Annotated in this window: 17 protein-coding genes and 1 pseudogene; 14 read left to right on the forward strand and 4 right to left on the reverse strand. The window is 32.3% G+C overall.

What is annotated here, in order from left to right; translation table 11 throughout:
- The first annotated feature begins 4 nt into the window (after positions 1–4).
- From V9L05_RS22595 to lepA, 3 genes are all read left to right on the forward strand, one after another.
- On the forward strand, positions 5–1,792 hold the full coding sequence (locus V9L05_RS22595) for an ATP-binding protein (RefSeq protein WP_338815790.1): 1,788 nt from the start codon (positions 5–7) through the stop codon (positions 1,790–1,792).
- Positions 1,793–1,884: 92 nt separating this feature from the next.
- Positions 1,885–2,517 carry a hypothetical protein gene (locus tag V9L05_RS22600; protein WP_338815791.1) on the forward strand — a complete coding sequence of 211 codons (633 nt, stop codon included), beginning with the start codon at positions 1,885–1,887 and terminating at the stop codon, positions 2,515–2,517.
- 171 nt (positions 2,518–2,688) lie between these two features.
- On the forward strand, positions 2,689–4,485 hold the full coding sequence (gene lepA, locus V9L05_RS22605) for a translation elongation factor 4 (RefSeq protein ID WP_338815792.1): 1,797 nt from the start codon (positions 2,689–2,691) through the stop codon (positions 4,483–4,485).
- A 75-nt stretch (positions 4,486–4,560) separates the two neighbouring features.
- Here lepA and V9L05_RS22610 read toward each other — a convergent pair whose 3' ends face one another.
- The gene (locus V9L05_RS22610) at positions 4,561–5,301 is read right to left on the reverse strand and encodes a hypothetical protein (RefSeq protein WP_338815793.1); all 741 of its coding nucleotides are present in this window, start codon (positions 5,299–5,301) and stop codon (positions 4,561–4,563) included.
- Positions 5,302–5,428: 127 nt separating this feature from the next.
- Between V9L05_RS22610 and V9L05_RS22615 the strand changes: the two genes are divergently transcribed.
- Positions 5,429–7,024: a S8 family serine peptidase gene (locus V9L05_RS22615; RefSeq protein ID WP_338815795.1), complete on the forward strand. Its 1,596-nt coding sequence runs from the start codon at positions 5,429–5,431 to the stop codon at positions 7,022–7,024.
- A 35-nt stretch (positions 7,025–7,059) separates the two neighbouring features.
- On the opposite strand, the gene V9L05_RS22620 is transcribed toward V9L05_RS22615, so the two are convergent.
- The 3 genes from V9L05_RS22620 to V9L05_RS22630 all read right to left on the reverse strand — a co-directional run bounded on the left by V9L05_RS22620 (position 7,060) and on the right by V9L05_RS22630 (position 10,867).
- A complete protein-coding gene (locus V9L05_RS22620) occupies positions 7,060–8,064 on the reverse strand; it encodes an archaemetzincin (protein WP_338815796.1) in 1,005 nt (334 codons plus the stop codon).
- A gap of 105 nt (positions 8,065–8,169) precedes the next feature.
- Entirely contained in the window at positions 8,170–9,366 is a 1,197-nt protein-coding gene (locus V9L05_RS22625) for a glucosaminidase domain-containing protein (protein ID WP_338815797.1), read from the reverse strand.
- 397 nt (positions 9,367–9,763) lie between these two features.
- Positions 9,764–10,867, reverse strand: a complete 1,104-nt coding sequence (locus V9L05_RS22630; RefSeq protein WP_338790936.1) for a tetratricopeptide repeat protein — start codon at positions 10,865–10,867, stop codon at positions 9,764–9,766.
- A 113-nt stretch (positions 10,868–10,980) separates the two neighbouring features.
- Here V9L05_RS22630 and V9L05_RS22635 point away from each other — a divergent pair, with 113 nt between their 5' ends.
- The 10 genes and pseudogenes from V9L05_RS22635 to V9L05_RS22680 all read left to right on the forward strand — a co-directional run bounded on the left by V9L05_RS22635 (position 10,981) and on the right by V9L05_RS22680 (position 23,660).
- A complete protein-coding gene (locus V9L05_RS22635) occupies positions 10,981–11,466 on the forward strand; it encodes a hypothetical protein (RefSeq protein ID WP_338790937.1) in 486 nt (161 codons plus the stop codon).
- 236 nt (positions 11,467–11,702) lie between these two features.
- Positions 11,703–13,523 carry an ABC transporter ATP-binding protein gene (locus tag V9L05_RS22640; RefSeq protein WP_338815798.1) on the forward strand — a complete coding sequence of 607 codons (1,821 nt, stop codon included), beginning with the start codon at positions 11,703–11,705 and terminating at the stop codon, positions 13,521–13,523.
- Positions 13,524–13,652: 129 nt separating this feature from the next.
- Positions 13,653–14,354, forward strand: a pseudogene (gene tssD / locus V9L05_RS22645) (type VI secretion system tube protein TssD).
- Between the two features lie 45 nt (positions 14,355–14,399).
- Positions 14,400–16,517 (forward strand): hypothetical protein, encoded by a 2,118-nt coding sequence (locus V9L05_RS22650; protein ID WP_338815799.1) that lies wholly within the window; start codon positions 14,400–14,402, stop codon positions 16,515–16,517.
- A 307-nt stretch (positions 16,518–16,824) separates the two neighbouring features.
- Positions 16,825–17,370, forward strand: a complete 546-nt coding sequence (locus V9L05_RS22655; protein ID WP_338815800.1) for a hypothetical protein — start codon at positions 16,825–16,827, stop codon at positions 17,368–17,370.
- 99 nt (positions 17,371–17,469) lie between these two features.
- A complete protein-coding gene (locus tag V9L05_RS22660) occupies positions 17,470–18,276 on the forward strand; it encodes a hypothetical protein (RefSeq protein ID WP_338815801.1) in 807 nt (268 codons plus the stop codon).
- 124 nt (positions 18,277–18,400) lie between these two features.
- Positions 18,401–19,096, forward strand: a complete 696-nt coding sequence (locus V9L05_RS22665) for a hypothetical protein (RefSeq protein WP_338815802.1) — start codon at positions 18,401–18,403, stop codon at positions 19,094–19,096.
- Positions 19,097–19,248: 152 nt separating this feature from the next.
- The gene (locus V9L05_RS22670; protein ID WP_338815803.1) at positions 19,249–19,818 is read left to right on the forward strand and encodes a hypothetical protein; all 570 of its coding nucleotides are present in this window, start codon (positions 19,249–19,251) and stop codon (positions 19,816–19,818) included.
- Positions 19,819–20,010: 192 nt separating this feature from the next.
- Positions 20,011–21,264, forward strand: coding sequence for an ABC transporter permease (locus V9L05_RS22675; RefSeq protein ID WP_338815804.1), 1,254 nt, complete (start codon positions 20,011–20,013; stop codon positions 21,262–21,264).
- Positions 21,265–21,455: 191 nt separating this feature from the next.
- The gene (locus V9L05_RS22680; protein WP_338815805.1) at positions 21,456–23,660 is read left to right on the forward strand and encodes a S46 family peptidase; all 2,205 of its coding nucleotides are present in this window, start codon (positions 21,456–21,458) and stop codon (positions 23,658–23,660) included.
- Positions 23,661–23,767 lie beyond the last annotated feature (107 nt).

The raw sequence follows: 23,767 nt of genomic DNA on the forward strand, positions 1-23,767 counted from the left end.
TGATTTGCCAGATTCTTCCATTCATATTGATTATTTTGAGGCATTAGCCAAACTTACTCGTAGCCAAAAAGCTGAACTAAAAGACTTTTCGGAAGCTGTAGAGGAAGTAATTCAGACTGCTATTAATATATTAAAAGTAGCTAGTATAAATCTGTGGCTAGTAGATAAGGAACAAAATAAAATAAAATGTGTAGCTCATTCGCAACAGGACAAGACGATAGCTTCGAATAACAATTTGGACAATGAAATAATGCCTATGTATTTTCAAACTATGAAAGAAGGCGAGTTAATTGTTTCAGATGATGTTTATAAAGATGGTCGCTTAAATGAACTAAGAGAAGTCTATTTTCAGCCTAATTCGATTACCTCAATTATTGATATGCCTATTTATATAGAAGGTGAGCTAAAAGCGATTCTGTGTGGTAACCATACTGGAAAACCACGTAAATGGCAGATTAGAGAACAACAATTCATGTTAGCTATTGGAAATATCATTGCCCTGCTTTTAGAAATTTGGGAACACAAGCAAACTGAACAGCGTCTTATTCATAATGATAATCTACTCAGAGGAATCAACTCTTGTATCTTTCAACTTTTTACAAACCCTAATTTTGAAGATGGACTAGATACTACAGTTTCGACAATTGGAAAGGCGACAAAGACAGATAGAGTGTTTATTTTTCAAAATTTTTTAAATGATAATAAAGAACAATGTTGTAAAATTATTCATGAGTGGACAAGCCAACCTCAATATAAACAGATTCATAAAAGTGAATGGAAAAATGTGAACTATAGAATAACAGGTTTAGAGCGTTGGAAAAATCAACTAGAAGAAGGAAAAGGAATTAAAAATATAGCTGACAAACTTACTCCTTTAGATGAATATTTTTTGTGGAGCAAGCATGCAAAATCTACACTTATTGTTCCTATTTTTATCAATGAAAAAGAATTTTGGGGTTTTATAGGACTAGAAGACTGTTCTGGAAAGCATATTTGGACACTTACAGAAGAGAGTTTTATTTTTAATCTCGCTATTACCATTGGAGGAATACTGACGACTCAGCACGTTGAAAACTTACTAAAAGAAAAAAATGAACAACTCAAGAAGACTAATGATGAATTAGACCAATTTGTATATAGTGTTTCTCATGACCTGCGTGCGCCTCTGACCTCTGTAATGGGACTTTTAAACCTTCTCAAAACAGATATTGCAAGTGTTGCTAACACTCAAATGTACCTTCAACTAATTTCCAAAAGCATTACACGGCTAGACAATTATATTCGGGAAGTGTTGAGTATTTCAAGAAATAGTCGTACAAGAGTAGAGCGTGAAGAAATTGATTTTGAAGAAATTATAGAAGAGATAAAAGAAGATTTAGCTTATTTAGATGAATTTAAGGAGGTAAGAATAGAATTAGATATAAATCTACAAACAAAAGAAACTACTTTTAAGAATGATAAAATTCGTATTAAAGCTATTTTTGATAATCTTATCTCCAATGCAATCCGTTATCATAATCCCTATCAGGAAGATAATTTTGTGAAAATAACGATTCACATAAATGAAGAAAAAGCTGAAATAACTGTCCAAGACAATGGCTTAGGAATTAGCAAAAAACATATAGGGCATATTTTTGATATGTTTTATAGAGCCAACGACCAAAAAATGGGTTCAGGATTAGGACTTTATATTGTTAAAGAAACAATTTTGAAACTCAAAGGTATGATGGAAATTGATTCTATACCAAATGTAGGAACTACTTTTACAATTGTTTTGCCAAATAAAAAGTAAATTTTACCTTAATTTTCTAATTTGAAATAATATATGTTTTGTTTATATTTATGATATTCCTAAGACAGATTAACTGTGAAAAAATTATTGAAATGAGAAAAGTAATTCTCTTTCTATGTATAATAATTTGTTTTTCATGTTCTCAAAAGCCAAAAACAGAAGTTTCTTCTCAAAATTTTTCAAAAGATTCTATCAATCAAATTTCTCAAGAAATAGCAGAAATAAAAAAAGATACGTTGCCACTTCTTGACACAACTATTTTTATAAAATCAGCAAAGCAGAAAATAAATTCTCCAAAACCAGTTTACAAACAAATGGTAATTGATGATTTGTATGCTTATTTTAAGAAAAAGGGAAGATATATTGAACACAATATTCCATTAGATTTAAATGAAGATGCAAATCCAATTTGTATAGATACAGATACCACAATGATTTATTTAGCTGATTTGAATAATGATAATCAATTAGATGCAATCGTGGAATATTATGATTTTGCTTGTTATGCAAGTAGTCATTGTAATCAGCCTTATAAGTTAATTGCTGTGAATTATGGAAATAAATTCGTTTTTCAAAGTAAATATTTAGATTTTATTCCAACCTTTTACACCATAGACAGCGTAAAGACAAATAAAGAAGAAACTATAATTTACGGGTATGACTATTTTTGTTATGACCACAAAACAACAGGCTATTTTAAAGCCCATCTAAAACATTCCCCTTAATCAAGCTATTTCAATTCTCAATCTTTCTTTGTATTTTTGTTAATTAATTTAAGCTCAAAATGTAGTTATAATTGTCAAACACTTTCAGACAATTATAAAAAGAGAAATAAAATAATAAAAGACTTCTAGCCCAGTAATTATATAAAGGGAATAATCTATATAGAACAACGTATGAAAAACATCAGAAATTTTTGCATTATTGCACACATTGACCACGGAAAAAGTACGCTTGCCGATCGTCTTCTCCAAACCACAAACACCATTACCGAACGCCAAATGCAGGCGCAAGTTTTGGATGATATGGATTTGGAACGTGAGCGTGGAATTACGATAAAAAGCCATGCTATTCAGATGAATTATATAGACCCTGAAACAAAAGAAGAATATATTCTAAACTTGATTGACACCCCTGGTCACGTAGATTTTTCGTATGAAGTTTCTCGTTCAATTGCTGCTTGTGAAGGTGCTTTGCTTATTGTAGATGCAGCTCAAGGCATTGAGGCTCAGACAATTTCAAATCTTTATTTGGCTTTGGGAAATGATTTGACAATTATTCCTGTCATGAACAAAATTGACTTGCCAAGCGCACAGCCAGAAGTTGTGGCAGATGAAATAATGAATTTGATTGACTGTGAGCGTGAGGATATTATTTCTGCTTCAGCAAAAGAAGGAATCGGAATTACAGACATTTTAGATGCGATTGTAAAACGCATTCCTGCGCCAGTTGGAAATCCTGATGAAGAACTTCAAGCACTTATTTTTGATTCTGAATACAATACGTACAGAGGAATTGAGGTAATTTTTAGAGTGATGAACGGCACAATCAAAAAAGGCGATAAAGTAAAATTTATGGCGACAGGAAAAGAATATGAAGCTGATGAAATTGGTATTTTAGGATTAGAGCAAAAGCCACAAAAGGAAATAAAAGCTGGAAATGTAGGTTATCTTATTTCTGGTATCAAACAAGCCAAAGAGGTAAAAGTAGGAGATACAATCACACATATTGCCAAGCCATGTAAAAAAATGATTGAGGGTTTTGAGAACGTAAAACCAATGGTTTTTGCAGGAATTTACCCAGTAGATACAACAGAGTTTGAAGAGCTTCGTGCTTCAATGGAAAAACTTCAACTCAATGATTCAGCTCTTATTTGGGAACCTGAAACTTCGGCTGCCTTAGGTTTTGGTTTCCGTTGTGGATTCTTAGGAATGCTTCACATGGAAATTGTACAAGAGCGTTTGGAAAGAGAGTTCGATATGACAGTTATTATGACTGTTCCTTCTGTTCGTTTTCAAGTTACAACTAAAAAAGAAGGTGTTTTCAATGTCAGTGCACCTTCTGAAATGCCAGATCCAGGATTTTTGGAGAAAGTAGAAGAGCCATTTATTAGAGCTTCCATTATCACAAAATCGGATTATATCGGACAGGTTATCAAAATTTGTATGGATAATCGTGGAATTTTGATTAATCAATCCTACTTGACACCTGACCGTGTAGAGATGACTTTTGAGATGCCACTTGCTGAAATTGTATTTGATTTTTACGATAGATTAAAAACAGTTTCTCGTGGTTATGCTTCTTTTGATTATGAATTGATTGGTCTTCGTCAGTCGAATATGGTGAAGCTAGATGTAATGCTCAATGGAGAACCTGTTGATGCACTTTCTGCTATTGTACACCGAGATAAGGCATACGAATGGGGGAAACGTCTGTGTGAAAATTTAAAAACATTGCTTCCTCGTCAGCAGTTTGAAATTGCTATTCAGGCAGCTATTGGAGCAAAAGTAATTGCTAGAGAAACCATTTCGGCACTTCGTAAAAATGTAATTGCAAAATGTTACGGTGGAGATATTTCTCGTAAGAGAAAACTTTTGGACAAGCAGAAAAAAGGTAAAAAACGTATGCGTCAGATTGGTTCAGTAGAAGTTCCTCAAGAAGCATTTATGGCTGTTTTGAAAATTAATAACTAATCTTTCAGTTACCAGTTAATTTCAATTTTACTAAAAAAAAAGCAATTTCAAAATAATGAAATTGCTTTTTCCTATTTATCTTTTCTTTACTAATCGTATTCCTAGTAGTTTATCAAACCACGAATAATTTTTTTCTATATTCTGTTTGATATAAAAAAAATTGGTAATAATAACTGCTAATCCTATAAAGAATACAGAAAACTCGCCAAATTCATTGTGTAAAGCCCTTGCAATTAAAAATGCAAGTGCAAAAATACCATTCATTACCCAATAAAGTAAATTTCTACCTAATGTTTGCCCAACTGTGGCAGGGAGATTTGTAGTTACATCTATAAAGTATATTTCCTGAGCTGCTTTTCCAATACTTGTATTTATTAAAATACTATCTCTAAAAGTAAATAATACAAAACCAAGTAAAAAATAAAGATAAGGGTTACTTATTGATTGACCTTTAAAACTTATTGTAACTATTGCAGCTAGAGAAATACAAAAAAGTATCAGAACAAGTATATCAATAAAAAATGCTGAACTACGTTGGTCAGAACTTACCCAAACAAAAGGTAATTCAATTGGTTTTTGAAGTTTTAATTTTTTGGGTTTTGGAAAAACAGGTAATGTTGAACGTTGGTCACAATGTTTGTTTCCCATATATGCCCAAGAGTCTTTCAAAAAAGCAGATTTACAGACACTACAAAATACCACTTCATCTCCTTCTGAAAAGCTATCACCTGTAACAGGATCGTTTCTATCTTCCAATAAAAAATGTTGATGACTTTCTTCTCTAATCTGATAAGAATTAACTGACCTAAAACGCATTTTGGAACAAATTGTGAAGTAATAATTAATTTTTAGGATGAATTGAAAAGTTTATTTTTTAATTCATCCATTTTCTGCCAAATTACATGTTTCTGACTATCTAATATCTATCTTTCTAATTTTTTCTATGAAAATATACAACTATCCATTCTTAACTGCACTAATCTTCTTAGTATTTACGCAGATTAGCTCTAGCAGTTCTGTTTTTGCTCAAAATTTTTCTTCTAATAATTCTGATAAGATAAAATACTGGGTATTTTTTTCTGAAAAAGACACAACCAACTACAATTATACGACTGCAATTTCTGCCAAAACTATTGAAAATAGAATTCTGCACAATCTTCCTGTGAGGCAATATAGTGATATTTCAGTTTCTGAAAAATTTATACAAAAAGTAGAAAGCTCAGCAACTGATAAATCAATCATAAAATCAAAATGGCTCAATGCAATTTCTATCTATCTAAATGAAGATGAAGCAAAAAGAGTTCAAAACCTTCCTTTTGTGACTCATCTGCAAGCTCTAACTACAAAATGGAAACCTTTATCTTACACAACCAAACAAAAAAGAGAAATGGGAAAAGCTATGGAACAGCTAGAACTTTCTGTTTTTCAAAAAGAAAATTTGACAGGAAAGGGAGTTGTAATTGGTGTTATTGATGCAGGTTTTTATGGAAGTGATAAAAGTAATTATTTGAAACACCTAGATAATAGTCGTGTTTTGGGAATGCGTGATTTTGTGAATCCAAAACAAAAAGACCTTTTTAGAGAGAAAGAAACTTCTGATGATGCACATGGAAAAACAGTTTTGGAAATGATAGGAGGATACAATGATGATAAAGATGATTTGAGACAAGTGGGAGCAGCTTCAGAAGCTCAATTTTATCTAGCAAGAACTGACCACGGAGTAACTGAAACACGCTCAGAAGAAGATTTTTGGGTGGCTGCTATGGAATGGATGGATAGCTCAGGTGTAAAACTTATCAATACTTCGCTAGGTTATTCGGTTGGCTTTGATGATGATAAAGATAACTATGACATAGAACAAATGGATGGCAAAACGAGTGTTGTCAGTAAGGCTGTAAATATGGCTTTCAATGAAAAAGGTATTTTGATTGTCGTCTCAGCAGGAAATGAAGGTTGGGATACTTGGAAAATCGTATCTACACCAGGGGATAGTCCATTTGCGCTTTCTATTGGAGCAACAAATGCAGCAGGTCTAAAAATGGGTTATAGTAGTATAGGAGCAGAATTTGTTGAGTTTTTGAAGCCAAATGTTGCTTGTTATTCGCTCACAGGAACATCTTTTTCTGCACCAAATATCACAGGATTTGCAGCTTGTTTATGGCAAAAAAATCCAAAGGCAACCAACAAAGAAATTTTTGAAACCATAGAAAAATCAGCTTCTTTATATCCTTTTGGTAATAATTTTATAGGATATGGAATTCCAAAAGCATCAAATGCAATCAAAATTTTGGAAGGAAAAACGATAAAGCCAACTATCAAGAAAGTAGAAGAAAAAACAAATTCTTTTAAGTTTGATTTGAAAGCTGGACAACGTTATGTTGTTTTTCATAAGCAAGACAAGCGTATTGCAATAGAACAAGACTCTGAAAAAGCTGCTAGTAAAAAAGACATCAAAATCACTATTAAAAGACCTAAAGATACCAATTTTAGTACAATCTATATAGAGGATATAGGTGGTTTTGAAGTAGAATGGAAATAGAATAAAAATAAATTTAGAGTTTCTACTTTATATATTTATTCTTCTAATCTCTTTATCATTAAAGCTGATTTTCTATAATAATTACTTGTTTCTAGCTGCTGTTGGTTTTTCCAAAAAGCAGCTAGATTTTCGTATCGTTTTGATAAAGGAAGGTTAAGATTTGAGATAATTTTGGCATCACAAACTGGACAAAAATAAGAAGGATGTCCGTCTATTTCTGTCAGGTTATTTGCGCCTTGCAGTGCACAACGATAAAAAACACAATGTTGAAGTGAAAAAATATGACCAATTTCATGTACTGCTGTTTTGCATGTTCGTTTTAAAGCCAAATTAAAAATATCAATATCATCTTTCATTGCTTCTACATCTCCAAAACGAGCCATCGACCAAACTCCTACTCTGTTATATAGTCTTGCTTGTCCGAAAACAAAACTCCATTTTTTATTTGGATACAAATCATTTGTAGTAAAACTGACTAGTAAAACACCATCCTCAGGTAAGTTTTTTTCTAAAGAGTCCAAAATGAAAACTGTCTTTACTTGAAAACCATTTCTACTATGAACTCTCCAATTTGTAGTATCTAAGTTTGTAGAATCAAGCTTTTTCTGTGCTAACCTTTCAATGGGTAACTCATAAAAAATAGATAAAAAACGTTCTACTGAATCCATCAAACGAAGTTGTGTTTTATCAAAATTTCCATAGAGTTGGAGATAGATTTTTCTTCTTTGTTCTGTTGCTCGTATAGGCGAAATATTTGTATTTTTATTCCAGTATTCTGTAAAAGTTTGCCCTCTTTCTTTATTTCTTTCTAGCCATTCTCCCGACTTTGGTTCTTCTATATAAAATTGATTTTTTTGTAAAACAAATTCCATAGAATCAGCTAAGTTATTCAATCCTTGACTTGGAAAAGGTTTGGGTTTGGGCGTACAAGCAACAAAAAGGCAAATTGAAATAAGGAGATACAAAATACTTTTTTTCATAGGAATAATAAATGCTTGATAAAATAATACTTGAGGTAACAAAGTTACTTCATATTTCATTTTCCAAAGCTATAAAAACAAAAAGAGCGATACAAACTGCATCGCTTTTTTTCAGCTATCTTCCAAAACCCGATCACTCGGTTGTCTTTAACATCTCAAATTACTTTAATGGTCTAAAAGGTGTAATTGATACCTTTTTATAATCTTCTTCAAAAGTTCTCCGTAGAGTGGCGAAGTGGCATAACCTACTCCTCCAGTTCGTTCTGAACCAATTTTGTCAGCCCAGTCTTCATAATTTTTCCCTTTTGTAAAGAGTGGTGCATATCTTTTATGAGTAGATAAAAATTCAGAATGTCCTCTGAATGATTGCCAAGCACTACCATATTGCGTAAAATAATCTTGTACTTTACATTCATACAAAACATTTCCTTTTTTGATAAATGGCTTTTGAGTAAGTATAATATCCTGATTCATGGATGCTTCTTCGGCTGTAAAATATTCTGTAGTAATCGTTTTTTCGCCTGTTCTATTTTTATCTTTTATGCCAAAATAATTATTATGAATTACTCTTGAACCATACGCCGTTTCTAAAGCAGATTGAGCTAATTTTATCGAAACAGGAACATTGTATTTTACTTGTTCCATAAGTGCCGTTTCTATTTTGCGAAGATGAATTGTATCTGCAAAATAAGTCAAAACATGAGCAGGCGCACCTAAGTTTTTCAAAACCATTTCCATAAACATGCGACTAATATCTCTATTCATTACTAAAAGAATGCTATCATTGAGCTGGTCAAGACGAGAAACTTTATTCTCAATAAGTGCCTTTGTAATGCGAATTTGCTTTTGTATCATAAATTCTTCCATCATATTTTCACTCTTGGCAAGGCTTGCCAAATTATCATAATCAGCTACCGAGTGAACAAAGATAGGAAGACCGTTTTTTGTGTCTTCTTTTAACGATTTTTCATCCTTTAAATTAGATGAAGTAAGTTTTACAAGCTCCATAGTAGCAGATTCTTCATTTTGATTTGAGGAAGGAAAAATACTGGCAGAAGCAGAAGTCATTATACTTTTTTCATCCATTTCCCATAATTCAAAAGGTGTTTCTTGTCCTATCTGTACCCACAAATTTTTGATATAAGTATTTTGAGTTTCTCCCCAGCTTCCATAAAGAGCAACCATTCCCAAAAATAAAGCAGCTACAACAAGCATATACTTTTCTATAACAAAAGAAATAGTATACTCAAAATATCTCTTCCCTACCATAAGTTTGATAGGAATTTCTATATGTCTATGGTTTCTTATCTTGTCCAAGCTAATGGAAATAGGTAAGAATTTATTGGTTAATTTATTTTTCATTGTATTTTTCATCTATTGGCTATAAAGTAGTAGAGATTTATCTATATAAGTTCTGTTTGATTACACATAATTAAATCTTAATGAATACTATTTATGCTAATTTTATTTGTAATTAAATTGAATGTTCAAAATTATTTTCAATAAAATCTACTTTTGTTAGCTAATTGATTTAATTGTGCTATTATTTTTAGCAAAGTTAAGTAATGCAGCAAACATTTCCAATAGTTAAGGGAAAAATAAACTAAAAATTTGAGCAATTTGTCTAAATACTTAAAACCCAATAGCATAGCGATAAATGAGGACGTATTTTATTTTTTCGCAAAAAATGAACATAAAAATACCTGTAATTCTGAACAACTACAGGTATTTATTTTTTTGAAATTTTTTCTTAAAATACTTAATTTCTAGCTAACCATTTTTTAAGTTCCATGACCTTTTCAGGATTCTCTTCTATCCATTTAGCAGCTTTTTCATTTGAAATCTGACTAATCCAATAACAAAAAGTATCTATATGTTCGCTTTCTCCAAGCTGATTTAAGAAAGGAGCATAAAGTGTCCACCAAATATTCTCTTTTTTATCTTTTGCATCTAAAAAGCTAAAGAAGGTTTGTGTGTTATCTCTAAAAATTTCTTCTTCTGTTTTAGGTGTATCTTTCATAATTACTACTTTTTCAGTAGTTGTGGTATCTTCGTTTTCCATTTCTTCTTTTACTATTTTTTCTATTTCCTCTTTACTGGGTTTCATAAAATTTGAAGCCTGTGCTAGTGACATAACCATTTCAATAGCTGCAAATTCGTCATCTTTTCCACCAATACTGATTGTGATTTCATTGTTGTCTCCTTTTTTTATGTTAGCCAAAAGTTGTTTTTGCAAAACCTCAAATGCTTTTTCTGATCTTGCTGAATTAGGTTCTAAAAGTAAAAAATAATTAAGAGCCATCATACTAGGTATTTTTCTACCTTTATCGTATTCTATAAAACCAAGCATCAAATGACTACTTGAATGTTCTGGATTTGCTCCAATAGCCTGAATTAGATTGTCTTCTGCCTTGTCTAGCTTTCCAACTTTATAGTAATTTAGAGCTAGATTGTAATGCAATAAATAATTTTTAGGATTTTCTTTGATTACTTTCTCAAAAAATGAAATGGATTTATCTGTTTTTCCCATCATATCTAATGATGAACCTTTTATTATATAAGCAGGAACGGTACTTTTAGATTTTGATTTAATGACTTTATCACTATATTTGACACACATTTTATAATCCTCTTTATGAAAATAAGTCAATGCCATTTCATAATAAATAACTGAAGAATTAGGCATCAATTTGAGTGCTTCTTCATACTTTTCTAATGCTTTTTCGTATTTTCCTGCATCATGAAAAGCAACTCCCTCTTGTAGAAGTTGGTTTGCATCTTGAGCAAAAGAACTAGAAAAATTAGCACAAAATAAAATTAGAAAGACTATAAAAAAAAGTGGTTTTTTTGATAATAATTTCATAGCAAAGTAAAATTTAAGATTAAAAGTAAATAAAAATTATTTTGAATTGTAAATAGTTAAAACAACAATATTCTATTTTTATTGTAGATTTTTGGTAATTTAAAAAAAATAAAATGAAGTATTACAATTTAGTTGCAGAGTGCAAAGGTTATGAATCGGCTCACGAATTTTGTGCTTATTTTAGAGAAAATGTTCCTGTTTTGTCTAATGGAACACGAATAGCAAGCGAAGCAAATGCAATGCGTAGAGGAGATGGATATTGGATAGCTTGTGTTTCTTTTGAAGGGCTTTTTTCCTTTGATAGTGAAGAAGAATTAGAATATGCTCAAAAAAATGCTGTTTCTGCTACTGTAAACTCTAATTTTTTGGAAGAAGCTGTTTCAGAAATTTTTTCTTTGCTTTCAGTTGCACCTTCTTATATGGCTGCTGCTTTTGGAGTGGATGCTATTGATGCTTTTTCTCAAATGGCAATTGAAGAAATTATTTTGCAAAATGCGTCTTTTGGGTATCTTTTTTTGAATGATACAGCGTGGGAACGTTTGGGCGAACCAAAAGGATTTGAAGTTTTTTCAGAAGGGTATTATTGGAATCCCAATTAGATTTATATGTAACTAAACAATTGATTCTAAGGAAAATAACATTATTACACGTTTAAAGCATTTTTATTTATTAGAAAGAATAGCTATTTTTAGGTAATCAAAACAAATTTAGAAGTCAGAATTTAAAATTCAGAAGTAGTAAAATTCTTTTTTCATAAATCAAACTTCTTGTTTCAAGCATTTTAAGAATTGTATTTCCATTTCTTACCTCAACAATCTAAATTCTTACTTTATTTATGCCTGATAATCCTAATTTAATTGAAATAAATAATTTATCTGTTATCTTCAAGGGAGAAAATGGACACCATAAGGCTGTACAAAACGTAAATCTCAAGCTAAAAAAAGGAGAAACGGTAGGTATTGTAGGAGAATCAGGTTCTGGAAAAACAGTTACTTCTCTTTCCATGATGCGTCTTTTACCTGATGCTCCTTATTGTCAAACAGAGGGTGAAATTTTATTTAATTCAAGAGAATATGGAGAAGTAGATTTACTCAAAATACCGTTTGATAGACTTCGACAACTTAGAGGAAATGAGATTTCTATGATTTTTCAAGAACCCATGACTTCTCTAAATCCTGTTTTTACCTGTGGAAATCAAGTAGTAGAATCTATAATTAGGCATGAAGAAATTACTATAAAAGCTGCAAAACAGCGAGTTATTCAACTTTTCGAAAAGGTTCATCTAAGTAACCCAGAGCGTATTTACAACGCTTATCCCCACGAGATTTCTGGAGGACAAAAACAGCGTGTCATGATAGCAATGGCACTAGCCTGTAATCCGTTATTACTTATTGCAGACGAACCCACCACAGCACTTGATGTAACTGTGCAGGCTGCTATTTTGGAGATTTTGAAAGATCTCAGAGAAACTGAAGATATGTCAGTGGTCTTTATTACACACGATTTGGGTGTTGTGGCAGAGTTTGCCGACCGAATTATTGTCATGTATCAAGGTAAAATAGTGGAAGAAGGTGCTGTTTGGGACATTTTTTCAAACCCTCAACATCCTTATACAAAAGGTCTTTTGGCATGTCGTCCTCGTTTAGATTTGAAATTACGTGTTTTGCCCGTCGTTTCAGATTTTATGGCTACTGATGAGCATGGAAATATTTCAGAAATTACAGAAGCAAAATTTCAATCTGTTGGTCAGGCTTTGATGTTAAACTTTCAAAGTGAAGCCGAACTACGAAAACACCATGAAAAATTAGTACAACAAACTCCTTTATTACAAATTAAAAATCTTACCAAAGAATTTGTAAAAACAAAAGGATTTTTTTCAAATAAAAAAGAAATAGTAAGAGCTGTAAATGATGTTTCCTTTGATGTTTATCCAGGAGAAATTTTAGGTTTAGTAGGAGAATCAGGGTGTGGAAAATCTACATTAGGAAGAAGTCTTTTAAGATTGGTAGAACCTACTTCTGGAGAAGTAATTTTTGAAGGCAAAAATATATTAGATTTGAATCAGAAAGAAATGCGTGCTATCCGAAAAGATATGCAAATCGTATTTCAAGACCCTTATGGTTCATTAAACCCTAGAATGACCATCGGAGAAATTATCATGGAACCTATGCGAATTCACTCTATTATGAACAATGATAAGGAAAGAAGAGCGTATGTAATCGAACTTTTAGAGACTGTAAATCTGAATGCATATCATTTTAATCGTTATCCTCATGAGTTTTCGGGTGGACAGCGTCAGCGTATTTGTATTGCTCGTGCGCTTGCCTTACAACCTAAATTTATCATTTGTGATGAGTCAGTTTCTGCGCTAGATGTTTCGGTACAAGCACAGGTTTTGAATCTTTTAAATGAATTGAAAGAAAAGTTCAACCTTACTTATATTTTTATTTCTCATGATTTGGCTGTTGTTAAGTTTATTGCTGACCGTATTTTAGTCATGAAAGATGGACAAATTGTAGAAACAGGTTTTTCAGAAGATATTTACGACAAACCAAAACGAACGTATACAAGAGAATTAATAAAAGCTATTCCTAGAGGAGATTTGGATACCATCAGAAGAATTATGCTCAAAAGAAAATTGCAAAAGTCTAGTTAAAAACAATTAAATAGAACTATTCCAATAAACACCCATAGATTTATAATAATTTTTGTTGATAATAAGTAAAAAAGATGTACATTTGAAAAAAAATACAAATAACTCTCTTTTTAAAATTTATTACATCAAATGAGTCTAGTTGCAAAAATGTATGTAGAAGATAAGGAAATTAATATCCTTGACTTCAAATTTCGTTTTACCCGTTCTACTGACGAACACGGAAAACCGATGGGAAAACCTAGAGGAACTATTTTTGAAATTATCTTCGAAACAACTGCTGATTAAAGTTTTATGTCGTGGTCTATTGCCACTGATATAACTAAACACGTCAAAATTGTAGTTTCTCCAGTTACAGCAATGAGTAAAAGTAGAATAATAGAACTCTACGATGTTCATTGTGTGTATTTTAGGAATAACTTTAATGCCAAAAGTGGTGAACCCATGACAACGCTTATTCATCTTACACCTGCAATTATGATAGATGATGGCTATAAATTGCTAGACCATTACTGGAAAAAAACAGATTTGAGTACTGAAAATGTTACACCTACCATTATTGAGAGAGACAAAGAATTAGAAATTATTGATATATACTACGAAGATAAGCAAGGAAACAAAATAGAAAATATCTATCTAGGAGATGTTGTACTAGTTTTGAAAACCAAAAATGGAGAAGGTAAAGACCTAGATATTGACCTGCAAGACCAAGATCATACGTACATCCATAATGGAGAAAAGCTAGAAGATGGTATATTAACGGATATATCTATTGTGGGAGATACCACTAAAGTAGAATTCAAAGTTATTCCTCTTCTTCTAAGCAAAGATTAATCTCACCTTATTTACCTTAATTATTCAATATTAATTTTACTTTTTATGCCTGTAGTATATGAATCTGGAAATGCTAGTAACTCAGCACATTTTAAACCTTTAGCAGCAGGAGATCCTCCTTTTGTAGTTTCTTTTTATCGCTCTAAAGACCACGCAAATACTGAATTTGGAGAACAAAAGTACGGTGCTGCTGACCCACTATACAGAGGAGAATTTGGATTTGATTTCTTTGATAAACAAGTAATTGCTGAAGGACTTTCGCAACACTATAAAGTACTTTCTGGTATAGAACGAGAAAAAGACGAAGGAAAAAAAACAAAAAAAGAAACTTTTACTGGAAGTTATGCCTATTTGTGTCCTTACTTATCTATTTGGCCTCCCAATGTAGATGGAAATACGGAGGAGAAAAATAAAAAACACATAGTAACACTTTATGCTCGTTTGGAGAAGAGTAGTGAATACAATAATGTCAAAAATCTACCTGATAATTTAGATGTTAAGTTTGTGAGTACCGATGACCAAATAATTACTGTTAAAGGTAAAGTAGATGATAGAAAACCAGAGTATATTGTCAATTTGAAATTAGAAAAAACACTTGTACCTATAATAATAGAGTGTAAGAAACCTTTTGGAGAAGAGAAAGAAGTCGCTATTTTGGCAAAAACAAGATATAAAAAAGAGGGTTCGATGGATATTGTAGGAAAGGTGGTACTTTATCCGAATGCTATTCGGTATAAGACTATTATTCAGCCTGTAAAAGTAAAACTAGATAGGAAAGTAGATCTTAAAATTGATGATATTCCACATATTCCAATGATGGAGAAATTATTAAAAGCCTTCAATACACTTTCGTTTAACCAAGCCTATATGCATGCAAAGCTTGCAGAAAAAACCAAAGTCATTACCTTGAAGAGAAAAGAACTTGCAGATCTAGATATTTTCACTACAGCTTACATAGATGGAAAGGTAGACACCACACAGACAGCGATGGATTATGATGAGAAAGAAGATACTTACAATAAGGTAATAGAAAATGGTTATGCCGCACTGATAGCTCAATCTACTAATGGCGATAAAGTAGATAAGGAAAAATTAGAAAGAGAGCGCAATGAAAAAGCACTTGCTCTAGTAGAAAAGTTCAAAAAACGATGTAATCTCCAAGAAGTCCCCTCTGATGGACTACAAGACCTCTCTCAATTCAAAGCACTAAAAAGAGCACGTCGTAAAAATAAAGTCACCGATGCTTGGAATCACCCCAAAGTGCAAAAGGCACTTAGAGAGTATGAGCAAGCGCAAGCTGCATGGGAGAACAACAAGACCGAAAAAGCTAAACTGGACAAGACACACAAGATACATATCTTCTATACAGAAGATATTTATAGTGGGATGCAGGAACGTACCAAAAATGTTTTTGCTTACGGGCCGTCTGATACAGGCGTCTGTCACGTATTTGAGATTGCCTTAAATAACACAGCTATTATTCCTACTCTCATTCACGAAATAGGACACAGTCTGGGACTGGGTCATCCTTTTGATGAAAAGGCACACCCACCTCTAGAGCTTCGTCAGCCAAATGTAGTCTATAAAAGAGATATAGAAAAACAAATAGAAGACCTTAATGAAGATATTGAAAAAAAAGAAGATGCACTCAAACAAGCAAAGAAATATCAAAGAGCGATAGATTCGGGAGAGCTATCGGTTGAAGACATCTTATCGCTCAAAGCGCTACAATTTGAATACTTCCGAATCAACAACTTCTACACAAGACTAGCTGAAAACATAAACAATGGAACGACAAGTTTTGCCTTTATTGAACCCATTCAGGAAGCCATGAAACTAGAAAACGAAGCCACCACTACAGAAGGTACTATCATGACACTAGCACAAAAAAGGCAAGAAATTACTAAAATGGAAGGAGAACTACAAAGATTAGAAGAGGCTTTAGAGAAAGGGATTTTAGATGGCAAGCCTATACCCGAATTGGAGGTACTTCCCGCACTACAAAAACAAACTGAGACGCTAGAAAACTATATGGACTACAACAATAAAGAAAAAACCAATGAGGTGGATACAGATGTAGAGCGAAAGGTATTCTACAAGTGGGAGTGGGACATATTGCGTGAAACAGGTGATAGTAAGAACTATTTTGAAGCACAACACTAACATAAGATTTATGAAGAATATAATATATATCACCACTTTTTTGGTACTACTGTCCTTGTGGAGTTGTAGTAGCATCAAAAAAGAATATTACGTCTATGAAAATAAGAAAAATAACTCGTACTGTACTTTTGAAGTACATCGTCACAAGAAAAATCCTTATTTACAGCGCATTTATTATCGGGCTGTATCTGACTATTATCACGGCAGACGAAAAAATCGCCATGAATGGCTACCTGAAGCAAATGATGAACGTCGCTCACCTTTTAAAGTCAATGAGATTTACGGGCGTGATGTGCTTTATTTCTACATGGAGTGTCTCGACCAAGATATTGCTTATGATGAGGACTCTACACTGAGTAGATCTTTGAGCCTGAATGCCCGATTTTCAGTGTATTTTGTAGAGGCTCACACAGGTGCTTCGTTCAATACGTGTTCTCCCAGACGCTTAGACGAAAATGGTAAGTATGAGGATGTAGTTTATGATGAACCTCACCCACTTACTGGAATGACTTATGTACTATATTTGAGAGAAAACAGTGATAGTCTCAAGCTTTTATGGATGCAAGATAGTCAAAAAGAGTTCCTCAAAGAGCCTTGCTTTCAAGACATTACTATTGACTGGTTTCCTCCTTACATCAAACGTGTTGATAAGATTGATTACGAGAAATTTGATCTTCCCATTAAGAAAAAATACCTTCAATATCCTATGGACGGTCCTAGCATAAGAGATGAAAAACGCAGAGCAGCTCTCAACAAGAAAAGAGCAAAGCGTATCAAAAGAAGAGGAAAAGAGCGTGAAAAAATAGAACGTAAAAAAGAGCGAGCCAAGAAAAAAGAGGAACAAGAGGAATAGTTTCGTACACGTTGCGTGAAACAGGTGATAGTAAGAACTATTTTGAAGCACAACACTAACATAAGATGTATGAAGAAGATAATATATATCACCACTTTTTTGACACTACTGTCCTTGTGGAGTTGTAGTAGCATCAAAAAAGAATACTATGCCTATGAGGATAAATCAACTAATTCGTACTGTACTTTTGAGGTGCATCGTCAAAAGAAAAACCCTTATTTACAGCGAGTTTATTATCGAGCTGTATCTGATTATTATCACGGAAAGTATAAAGGTGCATATGATTGGATGTCGCTGTTGAATGACAATCAGGACACACCGTTTCATACCAATGATATACGTGGACGTGACATATTGTATTTCTATATGGAATGTTATGATTTAGACATTGCTTATAAAGAAGACTCTACACTCAGTAGATTCATAAGCCTTAACGCACTTTTTTCTGTAGACTTTATAGAAGCTTTTACAGGCAAAGCATTTAATTATTGTTCACCAAGACGCTTAGACGAAAATGGTGCATATGATAAACGAATTTACAGCGAACCTAGCGAATTTACAGGAATGACTTATGTATCATATTTCAGAGAAAGTAGTGATAGTCTCAGCCTTGTATGGACACCAGATAGAAAAAAGGAGTTCCTCAAAGAGCCTTGCTTTCAGGAAATCACTATTGACTGGTTTCCTCCCTACCTCAAACGTGTCGATAAGATTGATTACGAGAAATTTGATCTTCCCATCAAGAAGAAATACCTTCAATATCCTAAAAAAGGTTCTCGTGTTACAAATGAAAAAGATAGAGAAAAGCTACAAAAGCAAGAAAGAAAAAGGTTAAAGCGCAGAGATAAAGAAAAGAGACGAAAAGCAAAAAAACAGGAACAGTCATCCAAAAAAACAGAGAATTAAACTCATCTCTTTAGATCCGTAATAGTTGTATCTTATGTATAGAAGCTCTAAGTTGGGAGTGGGACAGGACAAATTGTGTGAAACAGGTGATAGTAAGAACTATTTTTTAGAAGACAATTAAACTATGAAAAAAGCACCTTTATACATATTATTACTTCTTTTGTTTTGCTCTTCTTGTAGCAAAAAAATGTATTATGCCTATGAAGATGAGCATAGCTATTGTACTATAGAAGCCACTCCTAAGCAAAAACTTTGGTGGATGTTCGGAAGAAGATTTGACCAAGTAATATATAGAGCTGCTTCAAAGGAACATTATGATACTACGGAAGTAAGTAATAAATATTTGAGTTGGGAAGATAGGTATAGTAAGAAAAAGGATAATATATATATGTATATAAAAAATAGCAATTATAATATTGAAAAAAAAGTATATATAGATACATATTTTGATTTTTTGTATATACAAAGAAATTATGTATATAGATATGACTTTTGCTTACCTTCGCATGATAATAGTGCTAACTATGCTACTTATACTAACGCTAAAGATAGTTTAATAGTGGATTATATTCGCTATGATTTAGATACACAGTATTGTTTTTCTCATCAAGGTATTGACTGGTTTCCTCCTTATTTTGTGCGAGTAAAAAAAATAGACTATGCTAAATTCAATGTTCCTGAAGTAAAGTACAAGTATTTAAAAAATCCTGAACATCGTAATGCTCCTTTTTATAATGATAAATGGGAAGATGAACAGAAGAAGAACGCAAAGAAAGAGGAGAAACGAAAAGAAAGAAAGCAAAGTAAAAATAGTGGATAAGGCTCAAAATATTTTATAAGTTTCAATGGGAAATTATGCAAGAAGAAACTCAAAATTATTACAATTAAACTATGAGAAAAATATATATTCTTTTTCTTACTCTACTTTGCATAGCCTGTCAACACAAAAATACTAAGGTACTCACTAAAAATATGCCTTCGCCTCCGTCTTATAACCTAGAAGAACAGAAAGATATTTCTCTTTTTGTGAAACGCTTTTATATAAATAAAAAAGAACAAATCATTAAAAAACAAGAAAGAATAGAATTAACTGACACTATTCTAACTTATTCAGAGTATGCTCTAAATACCTCTTCTTTATCTATGTACTACAGAAAAAATAATGACATAGGTTCAGAACATATCGAATTAATAAATGGGTATCCAATAGGAAACTATGAAGTAGCTTATGGCAAACAAATAGTTAGAATAGTACCCTATCAAAACAAGCAGTTAGAAGGTTTTTTAGAAGTTTATACTACTAATGATATTTTATTATATAAGAGCATTTTTTTGAAAGGCGAAGGATATTGGAAAGACTATTACTATAAACAAGGCACAATAAAGGAAGAAGGTTTGATAAGAAATAATTATAAATATGGGACATGGAAGTATTATAACAAGACAGGAGAAGTAGATAGTATCAAAGTATATTCTCTTCAAGATGCAGTAGATATTCGGTATCCATATTGTCTTTTTAATAAAAATGAGCCTTGTTTTTAGCTTGAAAGAGCAGAAATAAAAAATATTGAATGTGAAAGTATAAATCACATTTTCAAGTAATGGTTTTCTCTTTCATAGAGAGATTTGCAAAACATTTATTCAAAGTTGTAATATTGCCACAGTAAACGCTACATATCTAGTATGTATTTTTGTGTTTAAAATAATAATCTATATTATTTAGTATAAATATTTATGAACTTCTCTCTGTGGTTAGAAAGTCTTTCAATGGCATTAGGAGCATTGAAAAGTAATTTATTACGAACTCTGCTTTCTCTTTTAGGTGTAACAATTGGCATTTTTGCCATTATTGGTGTGCTTACTTTTGTGGATGCTTTAGAAAAAGGAATTAAAGGCAGTTTGTCTTTTTTGGGAGAAAGTGTTATTTATGTACAAAAAATGCCTTGGATTTTTGCTTCAGATTATCCGTGGTGGAAATATATAAATCGTCCAGATCCAAGTATGGATGAGTTTCGTTTCTTAGAAAAAAATCTAACACAAGCACAAGCTGTTTCTGTCTTTGCTATTCGTTCAGGTTTTACGGCTAAATACAAAAAAAATAGTCTTTCGGGTTTAGTGGTTCAGGGAATTACGTTTCAACATAATATTGTAAGTGATATTCCCATTGAATATGGTCGTTATTTTACGCAAATTGAAGTAGATAGAGCTGTTGAAGTCGTTATTTTGGGAAATACAGTTGCAAAAGATTTGTTTGGAAATGAAAACGTGGAAAGTGCTATTGATAAAATAATTAAACTAAAGGGTAGAAAGTTTAGAATTATAGGAATTCTCAAAAAACAAGGCGATAATCTACTAGATGCTCCCAGTAATGATAATATTACCTTAATGCCTTATTATACGCTAACCAAAATGATTCCTGAAGGAAAAACAGGAATAAAACCCTCTATTTCTATAAAAGGATTTGATGACGATAAAGATTTACAGAATGTAGAAGGCGAAATTACAGGACTTTTACGAATAAAACGAGGATTACGACCCAAACAAGAAGAAAACTTTGCTTTAAATAGACCAGAACAGTTTGCCGTTTTCTTAGATGGTGTAATTGGCATTCTTACGCTTGCAGGTTGGGCTATTGGTTTCTTTTCAATTTTAGTAGGAGGTTTTGGAATTGCAAATATTATGTTTGTTTCTGTAAAAGAACGCACCTCTCTTATTGGTGTTCAGAAAGCCTTAGGAGCAAAAAAAGGATTTATTCTATGGCAATTTTTATTAGAAGCCATTTTACTCTGTATTATTGGAGGAATTGGAGGACTTATTTTGGTTTCTTTTCTTTCTTTGTTTTCTAGTGATACTTTCATAATTTCTCTATCTATCAAAAATATGATTTTGGGAGTCAGTGTAGCTACTATAATCGGAATCATTGCTGGAATTATCCCTGCTATTTTGGCTGCTCGTTTAGATCCTGTTGAAGCCATGCGCTCAGTTTAGGGTTAATTATAAACAAAAAAAGACTTTTCTACCAAGAATTTTAAGGTTTATTGAACCTATGCTAAAAGTAATAGCATTTTTTTTTTACCTTTGTAAATTATTCATATTCAAAACTACTGATTTCTTTTTTAGTAAAAAATCAAATACATAATTTATATTCATTCCCTTATCTTAAAAATTAAACACACATAATGTACAAACCTAATTTAAAAATTAGTCTACAAATTTCCACTTTCATTTTAGCATTTGTTATGCTGGCAGGTTATACTCGTGCTGATGAAGGTATGTGGTTGCCTATGCTTGTAAAACGCTTGAATGAAGCTGATATGAAAGCAAATGGACTAAAATTGACAGCCGAAGAAATTTATAGTGTAAATAATTCAAGTCTAAAAGATGCTATTTTTGGATTGGGTTATGGTGATCCTTCTTGGAACTTCTGTACTTCAGAAGCAATCTCTTCAAAAGGACTTTTGCTTACAAATCATCACTGTGCTTTTGATATGATTCAGAATCATAGTACAGTAGATAATGATTATTTGACAGATGGTTTTTGGGCAAAATCTCTTGCTGAAGAACTTCCAAACCCAGGAATTACAGCTTCTGTTTTAGTAAAAATGGAAGATGTAACAGAACGTGTAAAAAAAGCTCTTGATGGACTTAGTTTAGATGACCAAGCTCAAAAATTAGAAGAAATCAAAGCTGAAATTATTGCAGAACATACGAAAGACACACATTATAAAGGATACATCAAAGACTTTTTCTATGGAAATGAGTATTATCTTTTTGTGTCAGAAGTATTTTTAGATGTTCGTTTGGTAGGTGCGCCTCCTTCATCAATTGGAAAGTTTGGTGGTGATACAGATAACTGGATGTGGCCTCGTCACACAGGTGATTTTTCTTTACTTCGTGTATATGCTGGTAAAGATGGAAAACCTGCTGAATACTCTACTGAAAATGTTCCTTTGCAACCAAAACATTCTTTACCTGTCTCTATGAAAGGAGTAGAACAAGGTGATTTTGCTATGGTATTTGGTTTCCCAGGTAGTACACAGCGTTTCAAAACTTCTTATGGTCTTGATGTGGATTATGCTGTTACAAACCCAGCTCGTATAAAATTACGTGAAAGCAGACTTTCACTCATGAAAGAGCAAATGGACGTAGATGCAGCTACACGTATTGCCTATGCTTCAAAATATGCTTCAATCAGTAATTATTACAAATATTTTATCGGACAAAATGCAGGATTAAAACGTCTCAAAACTATCGATAAAAAACGTAAAGAAGAAAAAGAATATCAAACTTGGGCAGATGCTTCTGGTAATGAGGCCTATAGCACAGCTCTTTCTCGTTTAGATAAAGCATATAGTAGTGCTGTTGATTATTCGCTTTGGTCAGCTTATTGGCAGGAAGCTTTCTTCGGAAGTGAAATCATTGAGTTTGGAGCAAGTTTTCTTCAATTACAAAGAACTCTAGCAACAGGAGTAAATGAAGAAAATCAAGAACAAGTAGATGAAATGATTGCAAAATTGAAAGAAGCAACAAAAGAACATTTCAAAGAATACAATGCAACTGTGGATAAAAATGTTACTGGAGCTTTATTGGGAATGTTTTATAAAGATATAGACAAAAAATATCACCCAGAAATATTTGCAAGAATAGCTGGCGAAAATGGAGAAGACTTCAATAAATATGCTAATGTGATTTTTGAAAACTCTGCTTTTGCAACAGAAGAAAAAACAATGAAGTTTTTGGAAAATCCAAATGGAGAAGTTTTGGAAAGAGATCCAGTTATGCAGCTTATTACTTCAGTGGTAGAAACATATTATACAAAGGTAAGACCACAACTAATGGTTTCAAATGAAGAAGTTGCTTCTGCTATGAAAGATTATGTAGCTGGTCTTTTGGTTAAAAATAAAGACAAAACATATTACCCTGATGCAAATTCATCTCTTCGTCTTTCTTATGGAAATGTAAAAGATTATTCTCCAAAAGATGGCGTAAAATATCAGTATTTTACAACATTAGAAGGAGTTGCTGAAAAGTATGTCCCTAATGATGATGAGTTTGATGCTCCTAAATCTCTATTAGAAATGCAAATGTCTAAAGAATATGGAAAATATGCAGATAAAGATGGAACACTTCATGTTGGTTTTATTACAAACAATGACATCACAGGAGGAAACTCTGGAAGTCCTGTAATTAATGGAAATGGAGAACTTATCGGTCTTGCTTTTGATGGAAACTGGGAAGCCATGACAGGTGATTTAGTTTTTGATGAGCAGTATAAACGTTGTATCAATGTAGATATTCGTTATGTACTTTTTTGTATTGATAAATTAGCTGGTGCTTCTCGTCTTATTGATGAAATGAATCTAGTTACTAAAAAAAGTAAATAAATGAGCTTAGATTTTTTTCTAAATCTTTTTTAGATTTACTTATTTACAAAAAAAGACGATGCTAATTTTGGCATCGTCTTTTTTGTTTTCTAGCATTATAAAATGCT

It is taken from the genome of Bernardetia sp. Wsw4-3y2, from assembly GCF_037126295.1.
GTDB lineage: Bacteria > Bacteroidota > Bacteroidia > Cytophagales > Bernardetiaceae > Bernardetia.

What these genes read in the sequence shown, in the direction of transcription:
- V9L05_RS22600 (WP_338815791.1), top strand. Translation starts at nt 1,885, where the DNA reads ATGAGAAAAGTAATTCTCTTTCTATGTATAATAATTTGTTTTTCATGT.
- lepA (WP_338815792.1), top strand. Translation starts at nt 2,689, where the DNA reads ATGAAAAACATCAGAAATTTTTGCATTATTGCACACATTGACCACGGA.
- V9L05_RS22610 (WP_338815793.1), bottom strand. Translation starts at nt 5,301, where the DNA reads ATGCGTTTTAGGTCAGTTAATTCTTATCAGATTAGAGAAGAAAGTCAT.
- V9L05_RS22615 (WP_338815795.1), top strand. Translation starts at nt 5,429, where the DNA reads ATGAAAATATACAACTATCCATTCTTAACTGCACTAATCTTCTTAGTA.
- V9L05_RS22620 (WP_338815796.1), bottom strand. Translation starts at nt 8,064, where the DNA reads ATGAAATATGAAGTAACTTTGTTACCTCAAGTATTATTTTATCAAGCA.
- V9L05_RS22625 (WP_338815797.1), bottom strand. Translation starts at nt 9,366, where the DNA reads ATGAAAAATAAATTAACCAATAAATTCTTACCTATTTCCATTAGCTTG.
- V9L05_RS22630 (WP_338790936.1), bottom strand. Translation starts at nt 10,867, where the DNA reads ATGAAATTATTATCAAAAAAACCACTTTTTTTTATAGTCTTTCTAATT.
- V9L05_RS22635 (WP_338790937.1), top strand. Translation starts at nt 10,981, where the DNA reads ATGAAGTATTACAATTTAGTTGCAGAGTGCAAAGGTTATGAATCGGCT.
- V9L05_RS22640 (WP_338815798.1), top strand. Translation starts at nt 11,703, where the DNA reads ATGCCTGATAATCCTAATTTAATTGAAATAAATAATTTATCTGTTATC.
- V9L05_RS22650 (WP_338815799.1), top strand. Translation starts at nt 14,400, where the DNA reads ATGCCTGTAGTATATGAATCTGGAAATGCTAGTAACTCAGCACATTTT.
- V9L05_RS22655 (WP_338815800.1), top strand. Translation starts at nt 16,825, where the DNA reads ATGGAGTGTCTCGACCAAGATATTGCTTATGATGAGGACTCTACACTG.
- V9L05_RS22665 (WP_338815802.1), top strand. Translation starts at nt 18,401, where the DNA reads ATGAAAAAAGCACCTTTATACATATTATTACTTCTTTTGTTTTGCTCT.
- V9L05_RS22670 (WP_338815803.1), top strand. Translation starts at nt 19,249, where the DNA reads ATGCCTTCGCCTCCGTCTTATAACCTAGAAGAACAGAAAGATATTTCT.
- V9L05_RS22675 (WP_338815804.1), top strand. Translation starts at nt 20,011, where the DNA reads ATGAACTTCTCTCTGTGGTTAGAAAGTCTTTCAATGGCATTAGGAGCA.
- V9L05_RS22680 (WP_338815805.1), top strand. Translation starts at nt 21,456, where the DNA reads ATGTACAAACCTAATTTAAAAATTAGTCTACAAATTTCCACTTTCATT.